Here is a 24,114-nt window from a genome sequence, read left to right as displayed (position 1 = left end):
GTCAATTCTATTCCGGTGTGCGTATGGAAATTGGCTCTAATGGTTCTATCAGAGTCGGTAATGGGACTTATATTAATAGAAATACTCTTCTGGTTGCAGAAGATAATATAACTATTGGAAAAGATTGCAGGATTTCATGGGACGTGATAATCATGGACTCAGATCTGCATCCGCTGAACTCCGACACTGTAATCAACAAACCAGTCATCATAAAGGATAACGTATGGATCGGCTGTCGGGCGATCATCTTAAAGGGAGTTACTATAGGGAAAGGCGCGATCGTGGCAGCCGGCTCGATCGTAACTAAAGATGTGGCTCCATACACTATTGTCGGTGGCAATCCAGCTCGCTATATAGCCGATGTGACGCATTAACCAGTTCTCTCCTATACACTTATTTTCTTGTACAATTTTTACCCAGCCCAATAGTATACCGGGAATAAACGTAACGATCGGCTAACCTCAATAAGTTTTAAACCCCCTCTCTATCACGCTAAATCCCCACCTACAAACACTGGCACACTAATTGCAATCTGATTAGAGGGGTCATCCTCACAAACTAAATTATTAATTAACAATAGGATGTGGTCAGATGATTTTAGAAAAAAAACAATCATATCAGGTTCTGGGAATTGATATTTCTCCCTATTCAAAAGATGAATTCTTTTCACTCGTAGATGCCAGGCTTCAGGACGATAATCCTGAATCTCCGGCATTCTTTGTTGTAACTGTGAATCCGGAGATCGTCATACAGTCGATCATTGACAACGATTTCAAAAGGATATTAGGCAGTTCCAGTATTAATACCGCAGATGGTGTGGGCATCAGCTGGGCTGTCAACTACCTATATGGGATGCATATCGATCGTATAACGGGGTCTGACTCTCTTGAGAAAATATGTACTCAATGTGCCAGCCATAATGCGTCTGTATTCTTTTACGGTGCTATGCCAACCATAGCCGATCGTGCCGCTTCTATCCTGCAGGACCGCATTCAGGAGTTAATTGTTGCCGGTACCTACTCCCCAGATTCACCAGATATTAAACTGGAAGACCTCCCGCATGAAACCCAGCAAAACCTCAAAAAAGCAGATGTAGTTTTCGTTGCACTCGGGGCACCGGCTCAGGAAAAGTGGATTAATCAGAACCTTCCCAAGCTTTCAGCCTGCAAACTGATAATCGGTATTGGAGGGAGCTTTGATTTTGTGGTTGGTAATGTTAAACGCGCACCAAAATGGCTGTGTAAATCGGGGTTGGAGTGGCTTTATCGTTTGTGGCTGCAACCCAGCAGATGGCGGCGTATGCTTAAACTCCCTCTCTTCGCCCTGAATATTATGCTGTTACGTATCAGCAATCCGGATTTGGTAAAACTAAGGCAGGAAAACCGTTAATCTATATTGTAATTAATTTTTTAGTACGCCAAAGCCTTTGGCTTCTTTTTTCCAGATTGGATCAGTCCGCGCACCAGATCCTGGTATGACCTAATCTCAAACTGACCTACCGGACTTTCAAGAAATATATTGCCGTTTAAAATCAACTTAAATCGCCCTCCCTTGTAGTCAAAGTCAATTATATTCAAATCTTTTTGCACATCACGATATGTAGTACGCACATTACAGACAAGCATGGTATCAAAAAGCAACTGTTGTTTTAAAGAATAAAAAAGGCGCTCCAGGGTTATATCCTCAATATTTAGATTAAGTGATTTTAATCTCTTTATTAGGTGGTGGTATCACTAAAGTAACAGCGGCTCGTCACTTGGCTAATCTTCTACGCATGATGAACCAGAGCTTCATAACTGCCGGCATGGGATCGTTCCAGCTAAACCCTCCCAAAATAAATTTCTGGAAATAGGTCCGCATCCATGTTCCTATTGGTACTTGCTTAACGCGCAAATTCTGAATAAACGCTTTTAAATCCTTTTCTATGAAAATAAATCGCACCCCTGGCACGTAATCCCTTTGTTCCAAAATTTTGTTCCCCGTCAACAGCTGATAATAGAGTGCAGCAATATTGGCCCCAGCCGCGGTTCCCAGATAGCTCCAAACGCTATTGCGGGTGTGGATCTCCAGCAAGACAGGCTTTCCAGTTCGTTGATCTCTTTTGAACTGTATATTTAACAATCCTCTTAGCTCCAGTAGCCGGACTATATCCATCGTCATCTCGATCATCTCTGGATCTTCTACGGTGGTAATATAGCATCCCTCCCCTGCTACTATCGGATATGTTCTCAGCTTCTGGGCTATGAAGTACCCATCGAGTCGTCCTTCGTTGCTCACACACATATTTACACTGTATATCTGATCTTCACCCCCTTCAATAAACTCCTGAACCACAACATGGGGATTAATTTCTGCCAGATCGCGATACAAATTTACTAACTCCTCATACGATTTGCATTTAATAGCCTTTTGATAGTCTCCGACCTTGGAGTCAAAATCTTTTCCCCACCAAGCTTGTTTAAATGAGGGTTTGATGACGCAGGGAAACTGTAGTTTCTCAACCGGTTTTTCATTAAGCTCCTTCACTGAGGATAACGTTATTGAGCGGGGAGCCGGCAGATCATATTGTTCAATTAACTCGCAAAAAAGCTGTTTATCCAACAGCTTTTCAACCCGTTCCGGATCCGGAAATGAAAACAGATAATAGGGCTCAAGCTGGTCTTGGTGCTTAGCAATATTCAAAATCGCATGATCGTCGTCGCTGAATAAAACTGCCTTTTGTGACAGTGATCTACCAAAATCACACAGTTCTTCAATAAACTTAGGTGAACGATAATCAGAAAAAAATACTTGCCCCCTGGTATAACGAGAGTGCAACGACGGGTTATCACGGATTTCACTCCCTACAATAACCGGTATCCCCGCCCTTCCCAGATTCTGCACCAACCCAATTTCACCCAGTACCAGCGCAGGTGTCCGTTCATATTGATGGCTATCTAACGACATATCTCTTTGATTTAGGCTGTGAATCGGTTTGAGGCTTCGCTGCTGGATTATTACTTGTTAAAAGAGAGCTTAATCGAGCGCTAATTATCTGCAACCACTGGTATAACATCGGTGCCGGATCTACAAAAGACAGGACGGCAAATACTCTGTCTCCCTTGAACGACGCCAGCCACTCACCAAATGTAATAGTTCCTGCGGCCCTGCTCTCCCAAAAAGCACGGACATCTTTTGACAAATTAATATATTTTACCCCTGGGCGGGCTACCACGGTCTTATCTGAGGCTTGTCCGTCTACAAGGTAATTATAGTAGAGTTCAGCCAGATTGGCTCCTGCTTTTCCACCCAGCAGACTCCACAGGCTATTTCGGGCGTGTATCTCCATCAACTTATACTGCCCGGTGCGGCTATCCTGTTTGAACTGTATATTGACTAATCCCCGGAGATTCAACTTTTCAATAATCTTTTTTGAAATATCTACCACTTCGTTATTACCAACCGTCATTACATATGTTCCGGTACCCGCCTTGATAGGATAAATCCGAAATTTCTGGGCTATGTAGTAACCTTTCACCGCACCTTTTTTGTCTACAAACAGGTTGGCACTGACGTGCTGTTTAACCTCTCCCTGTACATACTCCTGTATTACTACACTGGGATTAATCTCAGATATTTTCTGATACAAATCCCTCAGATCTGATTCGTTTGAACACTTAAAAGCTTTCTGATACTTTCCAACTTTTTCGACAAACTCGTCTCCCCACCAAAAGTGGCGCTGAGTAGGTTTGATAATACAAGGGTAAGGAACCTCCAAGACGATCTGTTCAAAATCACTGGTCGTTGAAACCTGGTATGATTCCGGAGAAGGCAACTGGTACAACTCCGAAAGCTCCGTAAAGCGTTGCTTATCCAATATTTTTGCCACCATCTCCTTATTGGGATACAAGAGATGATAGTATTTCGCCAGCCTCTCCCTGTTGTTGGATATATTTAAAATAGCACGGTCATCATCACTAAAAATTACCGGTTTATGATCAAGTGTTTTTCCAAAATTACACAGCTGATCTATAAACTCAATGGAATCATAAGAGGAAAACATAATCTTGCGCTGCACATATTTAGAGTGCAGAACGGGATTATTTTCAATTTCTGATCCTACATAAATCGGAATCCCTATTGTTGCCAGACTCCGTACTAATCCGATCTCTCCAATCACTAATGCTGGATGTCGTTTTCTATTGTATGATCTCTTTAAAAAGCCCATAGGTCATGCCATTTGCATTTTATTGGTTAATAGCTGGTAGGCTTCGTCGATCGACTCTCCGATCACCTGCCAGTCGTACTTCTGTTTGACCAAGTCATATCCCCTGTCAACCAGTTTTTTGCTAATTTTTTTATTCTGTAAAAGTCTTATAACCTCTTCGGCAAACTGGCCAGGATCATCCCTGATAATGATGTGTTCGCCGTCTTCTACCTCTATTCCCTCACAGCCGATACTGGTAGATACTACCGGTTTTCTCATCGACAGCGCCTCGACTACCTTGAGTCTGGTTCCACTTCCCATACGCAACGGCACTACAAACACACTGGCCCGATCCACATAGGGACGCACATCATCCACGAAACCGGTGACAATGATCGAGTCGGATTGTCGTTTTAACAACATTTCGGGCGGTTTGCTACCAACGATATACACCTTGGCCGTGGGAATTCTCTTTTTTATGATGGGGAAGATCTCGTCGAGAAAATAGATCATTCCATCATGATTTGGAACGTAACTCATAGCACCAGTAAATACGATTGAAAACGGCTCCTCATCTGCGTCACCAGGTATAAAATAGGATGTATCAACCCCGTTTGGTATAACGAACTGCGGGATATCGGGAACATCTTTCCTGATCAGTTCTCCATCTCGTTTAGAGGTAACGAACAAAGCATCCTGTCTTTTAAAAGCGGTAATCTCTTCCCCAAAACTCTTTTCATACTCCCGTTGGTAAAACCGTTTTCTAAGACCAGACCACTCCAGAGTACTCATCCGTCTGAAATTGTCATATTCCACATTGTGGGCATCCAAAACACGTACCGCGTCGGTTTGCAGGTCGAAGTGCCCCATCGAAGCGAATTCTGCCTGCACTACATCAAAATCATTTTTATCCAGTAACGACTGTATCTGTTTTTTTAATTTTGGAGATTGCGCCCAGTTATACCAGTAGCTGTGTGAGGTAAACTGTGAATATAGTTGTAGCGCTGTCCTGTATTTTACCCTCTTCCGGTTAACAAAATGCATTTTTCCGTCGAGTTCGGGAAAGGAGTTCCGGAATTTATCCATATCACCGAATTCGCTAAATCCCGCTACACTTACATCATAGTGTCGCGAGAGATGTTTCAGAATATGATATACACGTAATGCTCCTCCAAATGTAGGGGGAGTCGGTAAATATGGGAATATGTGAAGAATTTTCATGAGGCCTCGTTACTGGGTTATACGTGTGTTTCTCGCGTTGTTCGTATCCACTGTTTATTTTTCTTTGAGCTTACCACTGCTTGCAGGTATATCTTTATTTTCCAAAAAGCATACCACGGTATATACAGGATCGACTTATAGAGCTGCTTATCAGCGCCAGCTGCATATAGACCAACAAAAAGATGAAGGATTCCCATGGTGACTATTCCAGCCCATATGTACACAAAGTGTACCGGTAACCATCCAATCGCCCAGCCCGCCATATTTACCAATAACATTAACAGCGTAACCAGCAAGGTATTTACGAGCGGAGGCGTAATGAGATCGACCAATGTATCCAATGGTTTGAGGGACCGATTTACAAAAATAGCCTTAATCAGCTTGGGAACATACCGTCTGATAAGTGGATATCGCCCAAATTCCCATCGTTCGCGTTGAGACTCCGCATTCTTGGATGATTCCGGCATAAGAGCCCATACGTAAGCTTCCGGAGCAAAATCGATAGCTATCCCCTCCAGTATTAAAATGAGTCCGTATTCTACATCTTCAGTCAGCGACCATGCCTGCCAGGGATTATCTTTCAATACCTCCACACTAAAGCACATACCATTGCCACGCAGCCCCATGTTGAACCCCAAGACCTTCCTTCCCATTGGTTTAACATAGTTGTATAGAAGGAAACCAATCCGTATGGTTTCACTGGTTCGAACGCCTGGTTTTGGTAGCACCAAGTCACTACTTTGTACCACTTTGCTCCCGTTTTCCAGGTAATAGTTCATTACCTCCAGGTAGTGCCCAGATATGAGGCTGTCGGCGTCAAAAACGATAATTCCCTCATATCCCTCTTCCTTCGCAATGATCTGGTCAAACGCCCATCGCAGAGCATGCCCCTTCCCCCGTTCGGTTTCGCTGGAACGCTCCAACACGGTGGCACCTAATCCATGGGCAATATTCGCCGTGTTATCGGTACAGTTATCGGCAACTACAAATACATCGTAGAGACTCTTGGGATATACAAGACCGAAAAGACTGTAAAGCGACTTCGAAATCACCTTCTCCTCATTATGAGCCGGCAATACAATTGCGAACTTACGTCTGCGGGTTGCTGTGAAACTGGTCTGTTCTTTACCTCGTAGTGCGATAATACTCAACAACATCTGATATCCCAGAATAAAACCTAAACAACCAATCAAAATATACTGTACAATATCAATAATCATGCTGACGCACTCCTACAAGTTTATATGGATAACTATTTAAACTGATCATATTCATAACGGGGTAACTGTCGCTGAAAAAATCTAAATTTGTTCCGTCCATCCCTATACTTCTGCTCCCAGTTTGGGGGTTGATCGTATCGATTTTGCCTGCCTTGATCTTCCCATTACATCCAGTACCTCTTCCTTTATTTCATCCACAAATTGTTCCATTGAATGATTTTCCTCGACATACTTTCGCGCTGCTTTGCCCATCTCCTCTGCCCTTTTCGGATTATTCCATAACTCAGCAATTGCGTTTCGCAAAGCTTCGGGATTTCCCTGCTCTACAAAAATGCCGGTAACCCCATCCTCTATTACATCTACCTGCCCCTCTGTACGGGAACAGATCACCGGCTTGCCCATCGCCATAGACTCAAGGATAGCAGTGAGGCCATTATCTGAGTCTGAGGGCAACAGCGGTACTACAGTGAAATTGCAACTGGCATATAGTTTGCGCAGCTCTTCATACGGTTTCCGACCAACCGAAATGTGTTCTGGAAGCTCATCTATGTCATACAACTTCTTTACTGTGTCGAAGATCTCTCCACGCGCAGCTCCCACAGCAATATGGCAAGGAATATGCAGTTCTCGGAGAGCTTCTACCAAAGTCGGATAATCACGCATCTCCATACCCACCGCACATATTCCGTTGGCTCCATCTTCCGATTCCATCGGATGCCAAAATAACTGATCGGTACCTCTCCTAAGTAGGGTTACCTTGGAAGCGGGAATCCCCAGCTCATCAATTGCGATCTGCCGTTGCTGGGATGACCAGATCAGGATACGGCTAATGGCCTCCTGGGCATGTTTGAGGAACCATTTCTTTTGCTGGGACTTTCTGGGATCCATGGAAGTGATCCGAGAGATAATCATTACGTGAGGTGTACGCATCCGAAAATATTTCATCAGCAAGGCCAGCGGTAAGCCCACTTTCTCTGATTGGGTAAAAATAACATCGTACTTCCGTTGTAGTATCAAAGCTTCAACAACCTGGGCTATTGTCACCGGAATTTTTTTATACAGCCATCGACGGAATGCCGGAGCTTTTTCTTGAAAATATCGCTCGTCCAGCAAGTCAGCCGAAAGAGCATTCTCAAGCAAGCTTACCCTGGGGTGCCGGTTCTGTTTTTCGAGCTTTGTAATTTCCTCATCGGGGAGTTTAGCCATCCCCTTGGCAATGATATAGAGTGTTTTCATATTTCTTCGATTTCAAAATTTCTTTTGCCAACCGGCTTAAAAGTATCAACAGGTACCCGTTCTCTTACTACTGAATCGGCCGTTAAATCCTGTTTTGATCTATCCCGAAATTTGGTATAAAGCCACTCCACATATTCATAGGGAGTATGTAGCATTAACAGAAACTTCAGAATGCTTGTGTTGTATTTTACACTTAATCGCCTGATGTCATAAATATCCCTGCCATACACTGGCGGGCCGGTATAAACTCCACACGCATATTTGAATCCTGCCTCCTTCACAACCGATTTTACCCGGTCATTAACGCAACCGTATGGGTACGCAAAACTAATGACCTCTTTTTTAATCAACCTTTCTATGGATTTCTTGGAGCTATAAATCTCATCCCATAATTCATCCAGCCGATCTATTTCCGTCAGTTTTGGATGGCTCATGGTATGTGCCCCTATTTCGAACACATCAGATTCAGCTACCAGAATCTGCTCGTCAGTCATTAGTGGATACGCCAGATTTGAGCACTTGTCCCAGTTGGCATTTGCCAACTTTCGATTACCTACCGCAAACAAGACCGCTCGCATATTAAGCTCTCTGAGCATCGGGAGAGCCAAGTCATATGTGTTACGGTGTCCATCGTCGAATGTCAATATAATCGGCTTCTTTGGCAGAGTCAGTTTACCTTGCCGGTACAAGTCGTAATCCGTAAAGGTGATGGTGGTAAAGTTCAGGAAATCAAGTAATGCAAGTTGTCGTTTAAAGTTATTCACACTTACTGAAAACGGATCATAGCTTGAGTCAGATGTTTCGCTAACCAAGCTGTGATACATCAGCACTTTAATCGCTGCATGTTCTCTTAGTGATTTATTCGTGTTTGTCTCCAATGTTAAGCCCCATTTAGCCTATTATTTACTGTGCTTATCAAGTTAAATACAACAAACATGCCATTTTTAAATTTATAGCCTTGCTGTATTTTAAAGCCTTTTTTAAGAAATTTTTCCTGATGAAAAGACACTTCTCATCGGGAATTTCCAACCCGTTGTAAAAAATATTCTCACCTTTCTGATACTTTTCCCATCCTACTAACTTATTGGTTAACATTTTCCAGAATCTTGTGATAACTCTTGTACCAGTCTACAAAATGCATAATACCGGTATCTAGGGATGTACCTGGAAGATAATCAATCGCCTTGTAGAGCTCGGTTGAATCGGCCCATGTGCGTTGTACATCGCCAGGCTGCATAGGCATCAATTTTATGTCGGCCGAACACCCCAGCTCTTTCTGGATCGTTTCCACAAAATCCATCAGTGAAACCGGGGCATTATTACCAATATTGTATATTCGATACGGGGCACTGCTGGTAGCAGGATCGGGAGTCTCCGCATCCCAACAGCTATTAGGATTTGGTGCTTTAGACATCAACCGGTACAGGGCTTCGACGATATCGTCGATGTAGGTAAAATCGCGGGCCATGTCCCCATGGTTGTATACCTCAATTTGTTCTCTCGCCAGAATCTTCTGTACAAACTTATAATAGGCCATATCAGGCCGACCCCAAGGTCCATACACCGTAAAAAACCGAAGGCCGGTAGTCGGTACTCCAAAGAGGTGAGAATAGACATGAGCCATCAGTTCGTTTGATTTTTTTGTCGCTGCATAAAGCGAAACTGGGTGATCTACGACGTCTGATACGCTGTAAGGTTGCTTCAGATTTAGACCATACACCGAGGATGAAGAAGCAAATATCAGATGGGAAACCGGATATTTTCTGCAGCACTCCAGCAAATTGGCAAAACCCTGGATATTACTCTGGATATATTCTTCAGGGTGAGTTAGCGAATAGCGTACCCCTGCCTGTGCAGCAAGATTGTAAACCCTTGCCAACTCATTGTCTGAAAAGATCTTATCCAGTGAGGTATAATCGGCAAGGTCTGCCTTTTTAAATTCAAATTTCGGATCTGATAATAGATTTTCCAGACGATCTTTTTTTAGGTCGACGCTGTAATAGGAGTTCAAGTTGTCAACACCTACTACTTTAAACCCTTCACTGAGGAGTCGCTTGCTCAGGTGATACCCAATAAATCCGGCTGCCCCGGTAACCAGTACTTTGCCTGATATAGTTCTGTCTTTCTGTTTTGTTGACATCTGTTACCTCTGTCCCATTTTGAGTTTAATGCTATTCCAGCGAAACGAGAGATATGCCGGAATTGCCCCAAGTATCCCAACCTGATTGAATTGTGTTTTAATAAGTTTTGACTCTCGGCTTGCGCGCATATATAATTCCGCTGTCACCCCAAAAAGTGGCCGTAGAACTCTATTCAGAGGAGATACCGCATCTTTTAGCCGGAGAGAAATTCTCCAGTTTTTTAAGCTCTTGGAGGTAAAGTCGTACTTATACGACTCTTGACCACGCAGCAGTTCCACGCTCTTAACCCCTTCTTCAATGGCGTCGTTTACGGCATTTAACAGCAGGCCGATACCCGGGCGATATTTTGAGGAATCCCGTTCATCATCAAACCCGCTTATGTAATCAAAATATCTGTCATTGTAGCGTAATAGCATTCGCCCGGCACATGTGCCCTTGCTATCCCGCGCCTCCTTAAACCATATCCATCCATTATCAAAAGCCTCTTTCACAAGCTCCTTAAAAAATCCGGTAAACCGTTCGTCATGAAAAACTCCCGGGAATCCCAGTTTGTTCCACCGATTCTGATGCAATTCAATAATCGTATCCGTTGCTTTTTCAATCTCTACCCATGTTTTGGCCTCCTCTATTACGTAACCGTTCTCCTTATCTACCGCGCGTAGTGTCTGCCTCAAACGGCGTCTTGCACTCGATGAGTCTAACTGTTTGATATATGACTTAAGGTTGGATTGCCCTTCCAGATCTATGTAGGCACAGGTGTCCACATGCTGCAGGCTTGGAGCTAAACCGACCTTTTCTAAGGCCGGGTAGAGGTGATTAAGTACAAAACTGTCATCTCTTGACTGGTTAAATGAGAGATATGTCACATTCAGATGATTTGCTTTGATAATCGTTGCGAGGAGTTCGGCAACCTCCGAGGAATAATCCGGATCAACAATAACATCTAGAAAATCACTTATCCCGTAATCATCTTTGTAGCCGAGTTGCTCATTGGGACTGCCCCCACTGCCAATAAGTTGTAGTCTCCGCTCTATAGTTAAGGAACCGACTGAAGAAGTCCCGATATAAAACGGGGCGATTCCTACCAGTTTTGTGCCATCCCATATGGTAACAAGGGACAGGCTACGCTGCTCGTTTTGACCAAAATATTTCCACCATAAATACGACCATTCATAAGACATATAAATAGTCATATCTGCACGTTTGGACAGATATTGCCAATGTTTTTCCAGCTGTTCGAAGTGTTCAATCTTGTCGAATAGCTCGACGAACAGATCGTTCGATTCATTTTTTTTGTTAATAGATTTCTCTGTTTTATCCGTTTCAAGAATTGTATCCTGCATAGTTCTTGGAATGTTCATCTTATACCCTTTTTTTTTAATGAAAGTATTGTTTCTGTCTTTTGGATTCTTCTCCTCCCAGTAATGTGGTGTAGGTATCTTCCAGTTGTTCATGTATCTGCTCCCAGCTGAACTTCGATTTTACCAATCTATAAGCATTGGTCGTTAACTTCGATCTCAGTTTGTCATCCAGCAGTAATTGAATAGTAGCTTGAGCAAACGTTTCCGGAGTATCTGCAACAAGTGCCGTTTCCTGATGCTTTAAAGGTATTCCCTCGCACCCGATAGTGGTAGTAACGAGCGGTATTTCCATCGCCATCGCTTCCAGTATCTTCAAGCGGGTTCCCCCTCCCATACTAAGCGGTACTACATACGCGGATGCCTTGCTGATGTATGGCCGCACATCCTCTACATATCCAGTCACTTCAACTTGAGAACCTACCCGTTTCTGTAGCCAGCGAGCCGGACTGCCCCCGACAATATAAATTTTGACCTGTGGGATCTGTTTTTGAATTAAGGGAAATACCTCATCGAGGAAGTAACGCATGGCTTCATCATTAGGGAAATACTTCATCATACCAACAAACACCAGTGAAAACGGCTCAACAAGCGTATTTACCCGTTGCATCTTATTCATATCTATTCCATTGGGAATCAGACACTTATTTACATCAGGCACATCTTTTTCGAAAAGATTAGCATCCCTTTCACTTACCGTAAAAATCGCATCCTGTTTCTTCGCGGCACTGATTTCTTCCCGGTAAAATTTTTGACTTTCTAACTTGAAGTAGAGCTTCTTAAATATATTTGAGTCCGCCTCTGCCATCCGCCGAAAGTTATCATACTCAACGTTGTGGGCATCAAGAATCTTTATGGCATCAGTCTCGAGATTAAAGTTTGCCATAACAGGGAACTCTGACTGAATGATATCGAAATGCTGGGTGCGGACCAGCTCACGGAGCATAGCATTCATCTCTTTATTCATCGTTTTGTGGTACCAATGGCTGTGGCTGGAAATAAGTGAGCGTAAGAAGGTTATGATATGGTTCCACTTGGTGTACGGAGATGGGCAAAAATGAACTTTCCCGCGCAGAGACTGGAACTCATTCTCCAGCTCAAGCTGTTCACTTTTACTACCGTAACCTGCCACTGTCACATTATGATGGTTTGCCAAGTGCTTCAGTATATTATAGATCCTGATGGCCCCGCCAAAATTGGCAGGCAATGGAGAGTATGGGGTCAAAAATAGAATTTTCATTTAGCGTTAGGCTTTTTTGTTGGTTAATATCATTTTTATGCCGCTGAGTGAACTAAAGCTTTTGATCAACTTAAGTTCCTGCTCATCAAACAGTTTAAAGGCAAAAAGAGCAGCCAGATAAACGGCTCCTCCCGAAAGGGCAGTAAGCATCCAGTAGAGTCCCGTACCGTTGACGAACCATAAAAAAGCTACCATCAGCCCACCGGAAAGCGCCGGTTTAACTACATAGGCTAACTTGAACTTGCTTAGGTACCCTTTGGGCAGCAAATACAGTGCTGATCCCAGCATGAAAAGTTCTGTAATAAAGGTTGCGATAGCTGCCCCTATACCACCATTTGCAAATGCCGCTTGGGCATAGGGTATCATCAAATAGTTGGCGCCGACATTAAGAAATATTGCCAGGAACCCAACTACTGCCCATTCTTTCTGGCGGTTGGCCGCACCCAGAATAGCACTGCCGATAATCAGGTCTACATATATAAAAGTAATGCTGATGGAAAAAATCTGAAGAATAATCACCGATGGGCCAAACTCTTCCAGTCCCATAAAAAATTGAACGATATCTTGGGCATAGATATAGATAAGAATACTTACCGGTATACCCAGAATAATGATAAATTTAATACTTTTACTGATGGTAGTTTCAAGACGCCCCTCTTTATCATCCCAAAGTTTTGAAAAAACAGGGAAGACGGCAGTCTTATACAACAGGGGCAGCATCATTACCATATCGAAAAAACGATAGGCGCCACCATACCACCCTGTCACCGCCTCTGTCGTCATCGATGAAAGCATCACAGCATCCACACGGTAGTAGATGACCGAAAAAAGAGAAAACAGGAAATACGGCATCCCGGACCGCATCAGGCTGAACACCTTTGTGTCCATCTTATATTTAAGAGTGATAAATTTCTTCGAATAACTAAACAGCACCAACAGATGGACTAATGCACCAAATGTCATGATTACTGCAATCCCAATAGAATCAACTCCCATCAGAAGCGCAATAATGGCAAAGATAGCGACAAATGTCCGCTCGACTATGGTCCCAATTGCAGGGTATTCCATTCGTTCAACGCCCTGAAAGTAGGATTTTAGCGCTTTTGTTCCCCCTTCCCACAGCATGCTAATCGCAAGTACCCAGATAAGAATATTGACCTGCTCCGAATAACCCAGCAGCTGGGTAATCAGAAGAATAACACCCAGCGAAAAAACCCAAAGTACAATTCGCAACAGGATGTAGCTGCTAAATATCCGTGCCCCCACCTCTTTGGAACGGGCCACCTCTTTAGGTATCAGATAGTTGCCCCCAAAGTCTATCAGCAGCCCAAGCATCATCTTTATCGACAGTGCCAGGTACAAGCGACCATAGTCTGCGCTTCCCAGGTAGCGGGGCAGGAACATTAATAGCACAAAACTCGAGATCCAGGTTATGCTCTGAGCCCCGAACATAACCGTAAAATTACGTGCTAATTTTTTGCCAATTTCACTACTCATTCTGTCTCTTCGCTATTATTCTGGTCATTATCTTGTTTTGTTTCCGCTGCTGATGTTTTGTGCAGTCTCTCAATGGTGGTGAGCAACCCCATTTGGCAGCCCAGATAGATCATATTCCTATAGTAGGTTAGCTGCAGGTCGAAATAAGAGACTACCATCTGATTAATGACGGCAATCACAATAAAAACGATCACCGCTTTTAAGTACGGGTCCTTTACCCTCTTCAACAGCTTGGTGCCTTTGGCCACAAAGGAGTTGAAGAAAAACCAGAATCCCAGGAATCCAACGGCTCCCATCTTTACCAAAACCCAGTAAATCTCGTTGTGGGGAATGTAGTCGCGTAACGGAAATCGGATATTCACCAACGGCTTGGGTTGTTCATATTTTTGCCCAAAGCCGATTCCCATCACCGGATTGTGAACTACCGTCTGCGCCAGGTTATAGTTTTCATATTCACGGTACAGGTTGGAATAGTAATCTTCGTAGTTGGTTTCCTTGTCCGGTTTCTCTATACCTGATTTGATCATCTGTACCGGCCGTGCCAACGTGCTGTTGCTGTTCCACATGGCGGTACCATAAATAAAAATACCGACCAAGCAGGGAATGACGTATTTCAAAAATCTTAGCATTACCGGGGTTGGTAGGAGCACCATAAATGTGGTGAAGGAGACAATAAAACTGGCATATGCCGCCCGGCGTAATCCTATATAAAATCCCAGCAAGAGAGGTATAAGCAACAACAGAAGCCATAAATACTGCTTGTTTTTCACTTTAAATGCCATGAAACCCAGCAGTAGAATAAAGAGGGTTACCATAAAAACAGGATCCTCATGGTTGGTGAGGGTAGCCAGTCCGCCCGTGGTAAATCCCATTCCAATAAATCGTCCTATCGCCTGAAATGCTTTGAAGGAGATACCTAAAATGAATACCCATATCAGGATGTTGAGTTGTTCCCTCGTGCGGATAAATTGTGACGTCAGAAAATAGACAACGAACAGATAGCATAGAGCCCTTATTTCCCACAATGCAACCAAAAAATCCCCACCATTTTTCAGACCGTATGCAACTGAGAAAAAGAATAACGCGACAAAAGCAAGAAACGGCAGACTGATAGGGATTCCTCGAAGCGTAAAATCTTTTTTGGCCGCCAGAAAAATGATCAGTGCAGCAAACAGAAATAACAGATGGATCTCAATAGGATTTACAACCCCTGAATTGAAAAATGGAATGTAAGAGATCTCTTTCAGGTTTCTGAAAAAATCGATCTGGTAAGTAAGCGGATTGAAGCCGGGAATCCCGAACTGGTCGAAAATAAGTACCAGAAACAGGAGCAAATACAAACTGTAGTCGGGTTTGAGGATGCTTATCGCCAATACGATCAGCAGATAAAAGATGGACAAAACCACCGCGTACTGTCCCTCGAAGTACCACAGTCCCAGACTAACGGTAATGCCACTGATAAGCAATAGCCACAGCACCAGTGCATTATCATAATTAAGCCCCAGTGGACTAAGTACCAAACGCTGGTAAAGGTTCGGAAACATGTTGAAATTAGCTGTATTCATTTTTTAACCCACTGGCTCTTCCATATTGAACATCATGTACACGACGAAGGCTACCAACAGTATTGAGAGGAAAAGCGTGGATACCGTATTGACCGATTCCTCGTCACTCATTTTGTTCCTCAAAATTACCAGCAGATGGAAGAAGATTATACCCGCAAGTATTGTCATACAAGAGTTAGCTTTTGTGGTTAAATCGATTGAAGATGTACCCGATGACCCTACGCTCATCGATATGCTTATAGATCTTTTTTAGTTGATCTCGCTTGGTCTTTTTGGCATCAATCACGGCAAGCAGCCCATCAATTTCGTTAATAAAATGTATAGGGAAATCCTCAACCGGGAACACAGAACCCATATCAAAAATGATAAAATCGAACTCCTGCTTTAGCGTACTTATTATGCTCCGCAGTGCAATAGTGTCTTCAATGCCGGGATGATATCCAGACAGATCCCCTGCCGGCAGCAAAAACAGATCCTCAATACCAGTGGGAGTTACATGCAATACTCCGTCTTTCATCGCTTCGGCTAGTCCCGGTTGTTCCTGGGCACCAAATATGTTGTGTAACTGTGGATTGTTAATATTTAAATCTACCAACACGGTAAGCTGATGGTATGCGCGCGTCAGAGACACCGCCATATTGGTAGCCGCCAGTGTCTTGCCTTCTTTATTATTTGGGCTGGTAACCCCAATAGCTATGCGCTCATCCCTATTTCTAAGCGCCAACTTGCTAAAGTTAAAGTTGTTGTAAAACTTCTTGGATACAATAGAGGTATCGATATGTTCCAGCTTATGATCCCCGATAACCATCGGCAGTGAATCATATTTACTTACCTGTCGCAGATAGTTGGAGCTGATAATATCTTCCACTTCCGCCTCGAAATATTTGTCTGACATAGTTTTATTTTCACTTAGATTGTTCCTTCACCGAGATATGCGATGATCGGTTTTTGTATTTCAATATCCTCTTCACTGCGAATAGACAAATCAAGTATTTCAGCAAGAGCTGTTAATAATCCACTTATGATAATCCCAAGAATTAAACCCGCAATCAGTACCAGCTTTTTGTTAGGTGAGCTGGGTTCTTCAGGTATATAGGGTGCATCAAGTACAAGAAACTGTTCGGTAGCTTTTGTCCCAATATCTCTCGTCATACGAGCCTGTTCGAGTTTTACTTTCATCTCATTGTAGAGCTCTTGGTAGATACTGAAGTCGGATTGATTGCTGTTGTTTTGCTGCGTTGCTATAAATGCTTTTTCCATGTTGGTGAGCACATTCTGGCGCTGCTTTACCAGATCTTCACGCTTAAGTGTAGCGATGTTTAAGTTAGACTCCATTACTGGCATAATTCTGTTTGCCACCTCTGTGATCTGTGCTTTGAGAGCCCTAAGGCGGGGATAACTATCGGTAAACTGTTGCCGCAGCTCGTCATATTCTCCAAGTAAGGTGGAGAGCTCCGCTCCAAAGGGAATCTCATCAAGCGGCAGCCTGAATAGATGCCCGGTATTAAACTCAGTGCTCTGATCCAGGAAAGCGGCTACGTGATCTCTGTTGATTTCCTTTTGCATGATCTCCCAATCAATTACTTCAAGCTGCGTGTCTATTTCCTGAAGCTGTACCTGTAGGGCCGCCGATGCAATGGGGGTTTCTTTCATCTGGGAAGTTGTAGTACTGACGATCTGCTCGCGCTGCATGTCCACCACCTGTTCCAACTCATCCAGCTTTTCCTGAAAGAACTCGACTGTTTCATTGTTTCTCCGGTTTTCCAGCCGCAACCGCGTACTGATAAAATGATCGGCAAGCAACTGCACGCCGTCCCTTGCTCTTATCGGATCAGTATCGTGATAGGTAATCTCAAACGAATCCGTAGCCCTCGAGGTGGTTACAATATGCTGCCGCAGCCCTCTGATGAGATTCTGTTTTTGGGCCTCTGTCTGGATGCCGGAATCCAAACCCAGGCTATCAATCATTAGCTCCATGGTAGATCGGCTGTATATAATTTCATTAAACGATTTCATGCGGTCTTCCTGGGCGATATTGATCGCCATCTGATATATCATCAGGGGATTCAGGGTTTCCTCTTTTTGAACTAATATTGAGGTCGAAGACTCATATTTTGGTTCGATAAACTGAAGAGAGGCGTAACTGAGGCCAACGAAAAGTAACGGGGTGATAATCAACAAGACCTTACGTCTTTTGACTACCCTCTTGATATCCTGGACAATTTCTTTAGTGCTATTCACGAATGTATCAACTTTAGATTTCTGATTGACGCGATAAACCTATACCAGCAGGTATGTCTCTTGATACAATAGCTATGCCAAAACGGATTAAGGAATTTTAAAAACACTTCTACTCGCTCTATTCGCCCAATTTATTTTCTCACCACCTCCCTGCAGGTACTTCAGATGCTCGACACCATCCGCCTTGAAACATATTTACACAACTACCCCTCACCACCTCGTGCAATTTATACACACAGTTCCCCGGGCCGGTCTATTCCGACTATAGTTTGCTCAACAGCCTGGTTAAATAAACTGCCGTTCTAATCAGCTGGAGGCCGTTATCAAATCAACTCACATAGATTGGCATATTTGTTGTAGCTGATCTCAACAACAGTAGCAATACCATTAAACCATAGCTTTACGCCCCCAATGAAAAGATGTATGAATTTTAAATTACTTAGTATACTAACCGTTTCAATCCTGATTACAGGCTGCAGCTCATCAAAACAGTTTCAAGAAGAGACTACCCGTAAACAGATAACTGAATCGAAAATAACTACTTCGGTAGAAGATCCTCTCTATAAAATACGACCGGGCGACGAAGTTGAACTGCTTGTTTGGGAGCAACCCAACTTTAATACCACTACGGCAGTTTCCAATATGGGAACCATAGCCGTGCCCCTGTTGGGAGAGATTAATGTAAGCGGAATGACCCATGAACAGCTGAAACGGGAACTTACTGACAGACTGGGTCAATATATCAAGGGGGAAACCAATCTCACCCTATCGATTCGCAGTACTCAACAAATGATGGTGTCGGTATTCGGGATGGTATCACGTCCGGACAACTATCCAGTCGTTGAGGAGGCTTCGATATTCAGGGTCCTATCCATGGCGGGTGGACCCACCGAGGAGGCAAACATCCGGAATGTAAAGGTATACAGGAAAAGCAGTACAAGTAACTATGCCACGCTAGACTTAACCCGGTACCTCGACAACGGCCAGCTGGCTGAACAAGCTGCTTTGGTATATCCAGGCGATATTATTTATGTGCCACAAAAACAAAATGCTGTGAGGGAGATGTCTGATTTTTTCCGTGATGTCGTTCTCCTTTTTGGAATTTTTAGAGTCGTGAACTAATGAAATTTAAAAACTATCCCATATACCTATTTCTATTGCTGGCTATCTGGCTCCTATTTACATTGGCTGCACCATTAGCTGTCCATGCGCAGACTATCAACACTCCACGTGTGTATAAAACAGATACACGGTCAGTTGCTCTCGGCGAAGCAACACTGGCCGACCCGACAGATCTAACCTCGATTAACCTCAATCCCGCGAATCTATCTCTTGTGCGTCACTTTCATGTGATTCAGCTTAACTCGTTCCACAGCATGGGCAATAACATGATGATGCAAACAGTCACTTTTCCTGTGGTTGCACTACGTTCCCACCGAATAGCTGCACAACTGGGTATTCACCACAAGGGCTGGAGCAAGCTAAACTACTTCGGACCAACCCGAGAACAACCACCCAGTTTGACGATGTTTCAATTTGATGTCGCCTACTCCTATTCATTCGACAACCTGTTGAGTTTGGGGGTATTTAACAACGTGACCTTTGCCCAAAATGAAGTTGCTCAATTCTGGACCAATTATACCACGCTTGGAGTACTGTATGCGCCATCTCAGTCTATCAGTTACGGGTTGGTATTTCGCGGTTTGGGCAGGAATATTACGTATCAATTTGTGGACGAAGTCTCCGTTTTGGGAAGCAACAATCTCAGGGAAAGCCTGGAACTTGGAGCAACCTTACAATTTCCGGTAGATACCGATCAACCCTATTTTGCCGTTTCATTTTCCAATGAAAAACGATTCGGGGAGGATGGCATCTTGTACAAAACGGGACTGGAAATCTATGCCCTGCCTTACCTATCACTGCGAGGTGGGCTCCAGTTCAAACCAGAAAGCGATATTTACGCTCCTTCCTTCGGGATAGGATTATCAAAAAGATTTGCTTCGGTTCACTATTCAGTCTCCCCGTCCACCCGACTCATTGGACGCTATCATCAATTGGGGATAACTATTCACTTAACACGAAAGTAATAAACATGGAAGAATCACCTTTTATCAATGATTCAATCATTCAGAATTCCTTTTTATGTGATCTGGAAAAAGGGTCAAAGAGCCTGTTGATGCAAGACATTCTACAAAAAATAATAAAGATTGCTCAGATTAATACCCACGTTATCATCGTTGGTGAAATTGGTTCCGGAAAAAAGAGAATAGCTGAAATCATCCACAAGCATAGCAACCGATCTGAGGGGCCTTTCTATTCATTTTACTGTCCTGCGGTTGAAGAAGAGGAGTATAAGAATAATTTCTGGGAAGAGCTCCATTTTGAGAAAGATCATATCATATTGAAGTACCACGCCATAGAAAAGGCCTGTAGGGGAATTCTATACCTCGACCAGTTCTCTGAGCTCCCGCTGGCCAGCATGGTTAATATCATCGATTCCTTCGTTATCGGAAATAATCAGCTTTACCGTTTTGATGAGGTCAGTCGCCCGAGAATGATTATCTCTGTAAATATGAAATCCTATCAAAAGATTCTGCACACCGACGAGTGGCGCTCAATTATGAGTCTGCTCGATCCAATGACAATTTTGCTCCCTCCATTGAGAGAACGCAAGGAGGATATTCCGGTTATTATCCATTATCTGCTGAAGACCATGAAAGATAAATATGAGGAGTGGAACGCTGTTTCAATTTCTCCCCAGGCGCTCTACAGCTGCTATAACTACAATTGGCCAGGTAATCTGAGGCAGTTGAAAAATGCCATTGTGCACGGTGCTATACTTTCACAGGGACAAATCATTGAAGATCACCATCTTCCATTTTCTCTCAACTGGCGATCTCCCTATGAGTCCAATTAAAAGTCTCTTACCAAGTAACTCTCTAAAGAACCAACATTTATGATTGTTGAATTTATCTCATCTTTTCTGATACCGGTTATACTGACGCTGATAATAACACCATGGGTTATCAAGTTTGCCAAGCGTATCGGGGCCGTAGATCAGCCCGGCGACCGAAAGGTCCACGAGACGATAACGCCACGAATTGGTGGAATGGCCGTTTTTATTAGTGCTGTTATTTCAATTTTAGGCATTTATTTACTGTACCCGCATCTCTTTGCTGGAATTCTTGAATACAAAACACAGATTGCGATTATCTCCTGTTGTATGGTTGGGGTATTTTTGCTGGGATTCTGGGACGACTTGAGAACACTAAAACCGGGGCCAAAGTTTGGTGTTCAATTTATCATCGCCGGTATTCTCTATTTTGCCGGTTTCAAAATATCCATCATCACGAATCCAATCGGGGCTGGAATACTGAACGTTGAAATGCTCGACTTTCCTCTTACTCTACTGTGGATTGTCGGCATAACCAATGCTTTCAACCTGATTGACGGACTGGATGGATTAGCTTCAGGGGTGGCGACCATCGCTGCTGTATCCATATTCACAGTCTCAGCTATTTCCGGAGAAATATGGTCGGCGACGCTATCGATGATCCTGGCCGGCTCGCTGGTAGGCTTTCTGAGGTATAATTTCAATCCCGCCAGAATTTTCCTGGGCGATTCGGGCAGTCTTACCATCGGTTTTTCTCTGGCTTTGTTGTCGATACAAAGCACCACCAAAATATCAACAGGGTTTGCACTGCTGTTTCCGCTGCTGGTATTGGGGCTCCCGATTATGGACACTATTATTTCGATGCTCCGTAGATTTTTGGGCACGTATCTGCCAGACAACAAACCTCTGGACACCGTTTCGATTAAAAGCAAGCTTCGCAGTATGTTTGTTCCAGACCGTTCACATATTCATCACCAGCTTATCACGCTTGGGTTTACCCACCGCGATACTGTTATTGTACTCTATTTTGTCTCGGCCCTATTTGCGATGAGTGCCTTCATTATTACCCAGATAGATACCTTCGAAAAATCGATCTTCATCGGGGTTTTCCTTCTGGGAATACTATTTCTGGGAATTAAAAAGCTACAATACCACGAAATTGCGATATTCAACAACGGTCTGATGATACCTTTTTATGAAAGATGGATCCTTCAGCGTACCACTTTCATCGGGCTGATCGATATGGGGTTTGTAGGACTCTCTTTTACTCTATCATACCTACTCATAAAAAGTATTAATCCGGAATTAACAGGCTCAATAAATCTCAAAAACTCTGTTATAGCCGTATTGTCAGTTCAGGTGTTAATCTTCTGGATTTCTGGACTATACCGGGAGACGATCAGGCAACTCGGCATTGGGGATGCCCTTCGTATTACCGGCTCGGTTACTTATGCTACACTTGGTGCTGTATTTGCTCTATACGTAATCAATGACATTTCAGTTTTGACTGTACTGCAGTATCTAGTGCTGGACTTCTACTTCCTACTTACATTCATACTTGGCTTCCGTATCGCCTATCAGGCATTAAGTTATTGGTTCCACCGCGATAAGAGAATCGGAGAACATGTGTTGATTTATGGGGCTAATGAAAACGGTACCATGATTCTACACAAGATGAATAACTCACCAGATAACCGTTTCAAAATGATCGGCTTTTTGGATGAAGATCCAGAACTCGAGGGAAAAATGCTGTATGGGTATCCCATTTTCGGAGGGCACTGGAAGCTTCTTAAAATACTGCTTCAGCAGAAGATTGATCGCATATTTATCTGTGACAATAACATCAAACCAGAGGATTTTAACCGGCTTAAATCTATTGCAGGGGCAAAAAACATACCTATTGAAAAGCTTCAGATAACGCTGAAAAGTGTTGATGATCAAGTGATTCACTCTAACGGTTACACTCATAAAGAAACGATGATATCCTATATCTGATCATGACTACAACCAAATTCAAGATAATAATGTCTACCACATACAACTCTATTATTAAAGGCTCATTTCTACTGATTCTGGTTGCTATTATCACAGTTTCTTGTGATCTGCTTAGTAATCAGTCTGGTAGGCCGGTCAACAATAACCTCTGGGTAAATGGATATCTGGCCTCTTGGCAATATAATGCGGAAACTCAATACGCAAACACCGGTATCATCAAAACCGATGATATCGACTGGGATGCTATCACTCACCTGACATTTTTTGCTTTGAGCATCGGACCCGACGGTACCCCTACCCGCAGCCTGGAACCTGAAGAGTACAGTAATTTTAATCACGATCAGCTACGAACAATATCCGAAGCCGCACATGCACATGATACCAATATTCTATTTAGTATCGGGGGCGGTGGCAACTACAATGGATTTAGTTCAGCCATTACAGACTCTAATAGAACCAGATTTATTACCACTATCCTAGATCTGCTCATTATGCATGATTTTGACGGGATAAATCTGAATATGGTCCCTATAGTGGAAAGTGATTATACCAATTACAGCAACTTCGTACAGCAATTAAGCCGTTCTTTTGATACCACTAAAACCGCTAACAATGAACGTCCACTTCTTACACTGTCTGCACTAAAATCGGATAGTCTGAATACGCTTTATGCTAGCCTTCAAGATCATTTCGACCAGATCAATATTCTCTCATACGATATGGCACAGCCGTGGAGAGGTTGGCAGGCATGGCACAAGGCTGCATTAAAAAATAAAAACGAAGCCTTTGACGCCAACCCATCCCTGCGATTTCCTTCCGTTGATGAAAAGGTGAAGAATGCAATTGCAGCAGGTATCAAAAGGGAGAAAATTGGGGTCGGTATAAGTTTCTCCACCTATCTATGGACGATGGTGAACTATCTTGAAACATGGCCTGGCTGGCCCACTCAGGATATGGACCGCTTAGAGGTGCTGACATATTCACAACTTGTTAACAAAGACACCGATCCATTCCTGGATAGTCTCGACAACATAGCCAACCTAATAAACATTGAAGAAATTAATCTTGCGGAAACCGCGTGGGATAATAATGCACTGGTACCGTATCTGAATCTTGAAAATCCAAAAGCGTTTATCTCATTTGAAAACGAACGTTCGGTGAAAGAGAAAGTAAAATATGCAAGGCATGAGCGTCTCGGAGGAGTGATGATCTGGGAGCTCGGTATCGGTTTTCTACAAAATAAGCCTGAAGGCGAAAAAGATCCTCTACTAAAAGCGATAAAAGAGGAAGCTTTTAAAAACAGAACAGATGGACTATGATC

At 43.3% G+C, this 24,114-nt stretch carries 20 protein-coding genes and 1 pseudogene; 7 read left to right on the top strand and 14 right to left on the bottom strand.

Annotation, left to right across the window (positions count from 1 at the left end):
* Nucleotides 1-200 precede the first annotated feature (200 nt).
* Nucleotides 201-356, top strand: a pseudogene (locus ACQ4LT_RS10300) (DapH/DapD/GlmU-related protein); the annotation flags it as partial.
* A 235-nt stretch (nt 357-591) separates the two neighbouring features.
* Nucleotides 592-1,389 carry a WecB/TagA/CpsF family glycosyltransferase gene (locus tag ACQ4LT_RS10295; RefSeq protein ID WP_445665955.1) on the top strand — a complete coding sequence of 266 codons (798 nt, stop codon included), beginning with the start codon at nt 592-594 and terminating at the stop codon, nt 1,387-1,389.
* Between the two features lie 20 nt (nt 1,390-1,409).
* Here ACQ4LT_RS10295 and ACQ4LT_RS10290 read toward each other — a convergent pair whose 3' ends face one another.
* From ACQ4LT_RS10290 to ACQ4LT_RS10225, 14 genes are all read right to left on the bottom strand, one after another.
* Nucleotides 1,410-1,610 carry a hypothetical protein gene (locus ACQ4LT_RS10290; RefSeq protein WP_445665954.1) on the bottom strand — a complete coding sequence of 67 codons (201 nt, stop codon included), beginning with the start codon at nt 1,608-1,610 and terminating at the stop codon, nt 1,410-1,412.
* Between the two features lie 142 nt (nt 1,611-1,752).
* Nucleotides 1,753-2,946, bottom strand: coding sequence for a carboxylate--amine ligase (locus ACQ4LT_RS10285; RefSeq protein ID WP_445665953.1), 1,194 nt, complete (start codon nt 2,944-2,946; stop codon nt 1,753-1,755).
* The gene (locus ACQ4LT_RS10280; RefSeq protein WP_445665952.1) at nt 2,933-4,159 is read right to left on the bottom strand and encodes a carboxylate--amine ligase; all 1,227 of its coding nucleotides are present in this window, start codon (nt 4,157-4,159) and stop codon (nt 2,933-2,935) included. The genes ACQ4LT_RS10285 and ACQ4LT_RS10280 overlap by 14 nt, the downstream gene beginning before the upstream one ends.
* A 51-nt stretch (nt 4,160-4,210) precedes the next feature.
* The gene (locus ACQ4LT_RS10275; RefSeq protein WP_445665951.1) at nt 4,211-5,407 is read right to left on the bottom strand and encodes a glycosyltransferase family 4 protein; all 1,197 of its coding nucleotides are present in this window, start codon (nt 5,405-5,407) and stop codon (nt 4,211-4,213) included.
* 17 nt (nt 5,408-5,424) lie between these two features.
* Nucleotides 5,425-6,627: a glycosyltransferase family 2 protein gene (locus ACQ4LT_RS10270; RefSeq protein WP_445665950.1), complete on the bottom strand. Its 1,203-nt coding sequence runs from the start codon at nt 6,625-6,627 to the stop codon at nt 5,425-5,427.
* A gap of 102 nt (nt 6,628-6,729) precedes the next feature.
* Nucleotides 6,730-7,863 carry a glycosyltransferase family 4 protein gene (locus ACQ4LT_RS10265; protein ID WP_445665949.1) on the bottom strand — a complete coding sequence of 378 codons (1,134 nt, stop codon included), beginning with the start codon at nt 7,861-7,863 and terminating at the stop codon, nt 6,730-6,732.
* A complete protein-coding gene (locus tag ACQ4LT_RS10260; protein ID WP_445665948.1) occupies nt 7,860-8,741 on the bottom strand; it encodes a polysaccharide deacetylase family protein in 882 nt (293 codons plus the stop codon). Before ACQ4LT_RS10260 ends, ACQ4LT_RS10265 begins: the two co-directional genes overlap by 4 nt.
* Before the next feature lie 203 nt (nt 8,742-8,944).
* Nucleotides 8,945-10,003, bottom strand: a complete 1,059-nt coding sequence (locus tag ACQ4LT_RS10255; protein ID WP_445665947.1) for an NAD-dependent epimerase — start codon at nt 10,001-10,003, stop codon at nt 8,945-8,947.
* Between the two features lie 3 nt (nt 10,004-10,006).
* Nucleotides 10,007-11,365, bottom strand: a complete 1,359-nt coding sequence (locus ACQ4LT_RS10250) for a GNAT family N-acetyltransferase (protein WP_445665946.1) — start codon at nt 11,363-11,365, stop codon at nt 10,007-10,009.
* A gap of 16 nt (nt 11,366-11,381) precedes the next feature.
* On the bottom strand, nt 11,382-12,602 hold the full coding sequence (locus ACQ4LT_RS10245) for a glycosyltransferase (RefSeq protein ID WP_445665945.1): 1,221 nt from the start codon (nt 12,600-12,602) through the stop codon (nt 11,382-11,384).
* 6 nt (nt 12,603-12,608) lie between these two features.
* Nucleotides 12,609-14,099, bottom strand: a complete 1,491-nt coding sequence (locus ACQ4LT_RS10240; protein ID WP_445665944.1) for a flippase — start codon at nt 14,097-14,099, stop codon at nt 12,609-12,611.
* Nucleotides 14,096-15,664, bottom strand: a complete 1,569-nt coding sequence (locus ACQ4LT_RS10235) for an O-antigen ligase family protein (RefSeq protein WP_445665943.1) — start codon at nt 15,662-15,664, stop codon at nt 14,096-14,098. The genes ACQ4LT_RS10240 and ACQ4LT_RS10235 overlap by 4 nt, the downstream gene beginning before the upstream one ends.
* 175 nt (nt 15,665-15,839) lie before the next feature.
* Nucleotides 15,840-16,559: a tyrosine-protein kinase family protein gene (locus ACQ4LT_RS10230; protein WP_445665942.1), complete on the bottom strand. Its 720-nt coding sequence runs from the start codon at nt 16,557-16,559 to the stop codon at nt 15,840-15,842.
* A 14-nt stretch (nt 16,560-16,573) separates the two neighbouring features.
* Nucleotides 16,574-17,905, bottom strand: a complete 1,332-nt coding sequence (locus ACQ4LT_RS10225; RefSeq protein WP_445665941.1) for a GumC family protein — start codon at nt 17,903-17,905, stop codon at nt 16,574-16,576.
* Between the two features lie 423 nt (nt 17,906-18,328).
* On the opposite strand from ACQ4LT_RS10225, the gene ACQ4LT_RS10220 reads away from it, so the two are divergent.
* The 5 genes from ACQ4LT_RS10220 to ACQ4LT_RS10200 are packed head-to-tail and all read left to right on the top strand — an operon-like array spanning nt 18,329 to nt 24,112.
* Entirely contained in the window at nt 18,329-19,027 is a 699-nt protein-coding gene (locus tag ACQ4LT_RS10220; protein WP_445665940.1) for a polysaccharide biosynthesis/export family protein, read from the top strand.
* Nucleotides 19,027-19,992, top strand: a complete 966-nt coding sequence (locus ACQ4LT_RS10215) for a hypothetical protein (protein WP_445665939.1) — start codon at nt 19,027-19,029, stop codon at nt 19,990-19,992. Before ACQ4LT_RS10220 ends, ACQ4LT_RS10215 begins: the two co-directional genes overlap by 1 nt.
* 5 nt (nt 19,993-19,997) lie before the next feature.
* Nucleotides 19,998-20,822, top strand: coding sequence for a sigma 54-interacting transcriptional regulator (locus ACQ4LT_RS10210; protein WP_445665938.1), 825 nt, complete (start codon nt 19,998-20,000; stop codon nt 20,820-20,822).
* A gap of 39 nt (nt 20,823-20,861) precedes the next feature.
* Nucleotides 20,862-22,793, top strand: coding sequence for a hypothetical protein (locus ACQ4LT_RS10205; protein WP_445665937.1), 1,932 nt, complete (start codon nt 20,862-20,864; stop codon nt 22,791-22,793).
* Between the two features lie 29 nt (nt 22,794-22,822).
* Complete coding sequence (locus ACQ4LT_RS10200; RefSeq protein WP_445665936.1) at nt 22,823-24,112, top strand: glycoside hydrolase family 18 protein; 1,290 nt, start codon at nt 22,823-22,825, stop codon at nt 24,110-24,112.
* The last annotated feature ends 2 nt before the right edge of the window (nt 24,113-24,114 follow it).

The sequence above is a fragment of the Fodinibius sp. AD559 genome (assembly GCF_052712805.1).
Note: the sequence above shows the minus strand (reverse complement) of the source record. Positions and strands in the feature narration are given on the sequence as shown.

What these genes read in the sequence shown, in the direction of transcription:
- ACQ4LT_RS10295 (WP_445665955.1), top strand. Translation starts at nt 592, where the DNA reads ATGATTTTAGAAAAAAAACAATCATATCAGGTTCTGGGAATTGATATT.
- ACQ4LT_RS10285 (WP_445665953.1), bottom strand. Translation starts at nt 2,946, where the DNA reads ATGTCGTTAGATAGCCATCAATATGAACGGACACCTGCGCTGGTACTG.
- ACQ4LT_RS10275 (WP_445665951.1), bottom strand. Translation starts at nt 5,407, where the DNA reads ATGAAAATTCTTCACATATTCCCATATTTACCGACTCCCCCTACATTT.
- ACQ4LT_RS10270 (WP_445665950.1), bottom strand. Translation starts at nt 6,627, where the DNA reads ATGATTATTGATATTGTACAGTATATTTTGATTGGTTGTTTAGGTTTT.
- ACQ4LT_RS10265 (WP_445665949.1), bottom strand. Translation starts at nt 7,863, where the DNA reads ATGAAAACACTCTATATCATTGCCAAGGGGATGGCTAAACTCCCCGAT.
- ACQ4LT_RS10255 (WP_445665947.1), bottom strand. Translation starts at nt 10,003, where the DNA reads ATGTCAACAAAACAGAAAGACAGAACTATATCAGGCAAAGTACTGGTT.
- ACQ4LT_RS10250 (WP_445665946.1), bottom strand. Translation starts at nt 11,365, where the DNA reads ATGAACATTCCAAGAACTATGCAGGATACAATTCTTGAAACGGATAAA.
- ACQ4LT_RS10245 (WP_445665945.1), bottom strand. Translation starts at nt 12,602, where the DNA reads ATGAAAATTCTATTTTTGACCCCATACTCTCCATTGCCTGCCAATTTT.
- ACQ4LT_RS10240 (WP_445665944.1), bottom strand. Translation starts at nt 14,099, where the DNA reads ATGAGTAGTGAAATTGGCAAAAAATTAGCACGTAATTTTACGGTTATG.
- ACQ4LT_RS10235 (WP_445665943.1), bottom strand. Translation starts at nt 15,664, where the DNA reads ATGAATACAGCTAATTTCAACATGTTTCCGAACCTTTACCAGCGTTTG.
- ACQ4LT_RS10230 (WP_445665942.1), bottom strand. Translation starts at nt 16,559, where the DNA reads ATGTCAGACAAATATTTCGAGGCGGAAGTGGAAGATATTATCAGCTCC.
- ACQ4LT_RS10220 (WP_445665940.1), top strand. Translation starts at nt 18,329, where the DNA reads ATGAATTTTAAATTACTTAGTATACTAACCGTTTCAATCCTGATTACA.
- ACQ4LT_RS10215 (WP_445665939.1), top strand. Translation starts at nt 19,027, where the DNA reads ATGAAATTTAAAAACTATCCCATATACCTATTTCTATTGCTGGCTATC.
- ACQ4LT_RS10210 (WP_445665938.1), top strand. Translation starts at nt 19,998, where the DNA reads ATGGAAGAATCACCTTTTATCAATGATTCAATCATTCAGAATTCCTTT.
- ACQ4LT_RS10205 (WP_445665937.1), top strand. Translation starts at nt 20,862, where the DNA reads ATGATTGTTGAATTTATCTCATCTTTTCTGATACCGGTTATACTGACG.
- ACQ4LT_RS10200 (WP_445665936.1), top strand. Translation starts at nt 22,823, where the DNA reads ATGTCTACCACATACAACTCTATTATTAAAGGCTCATTTCTACTGATT.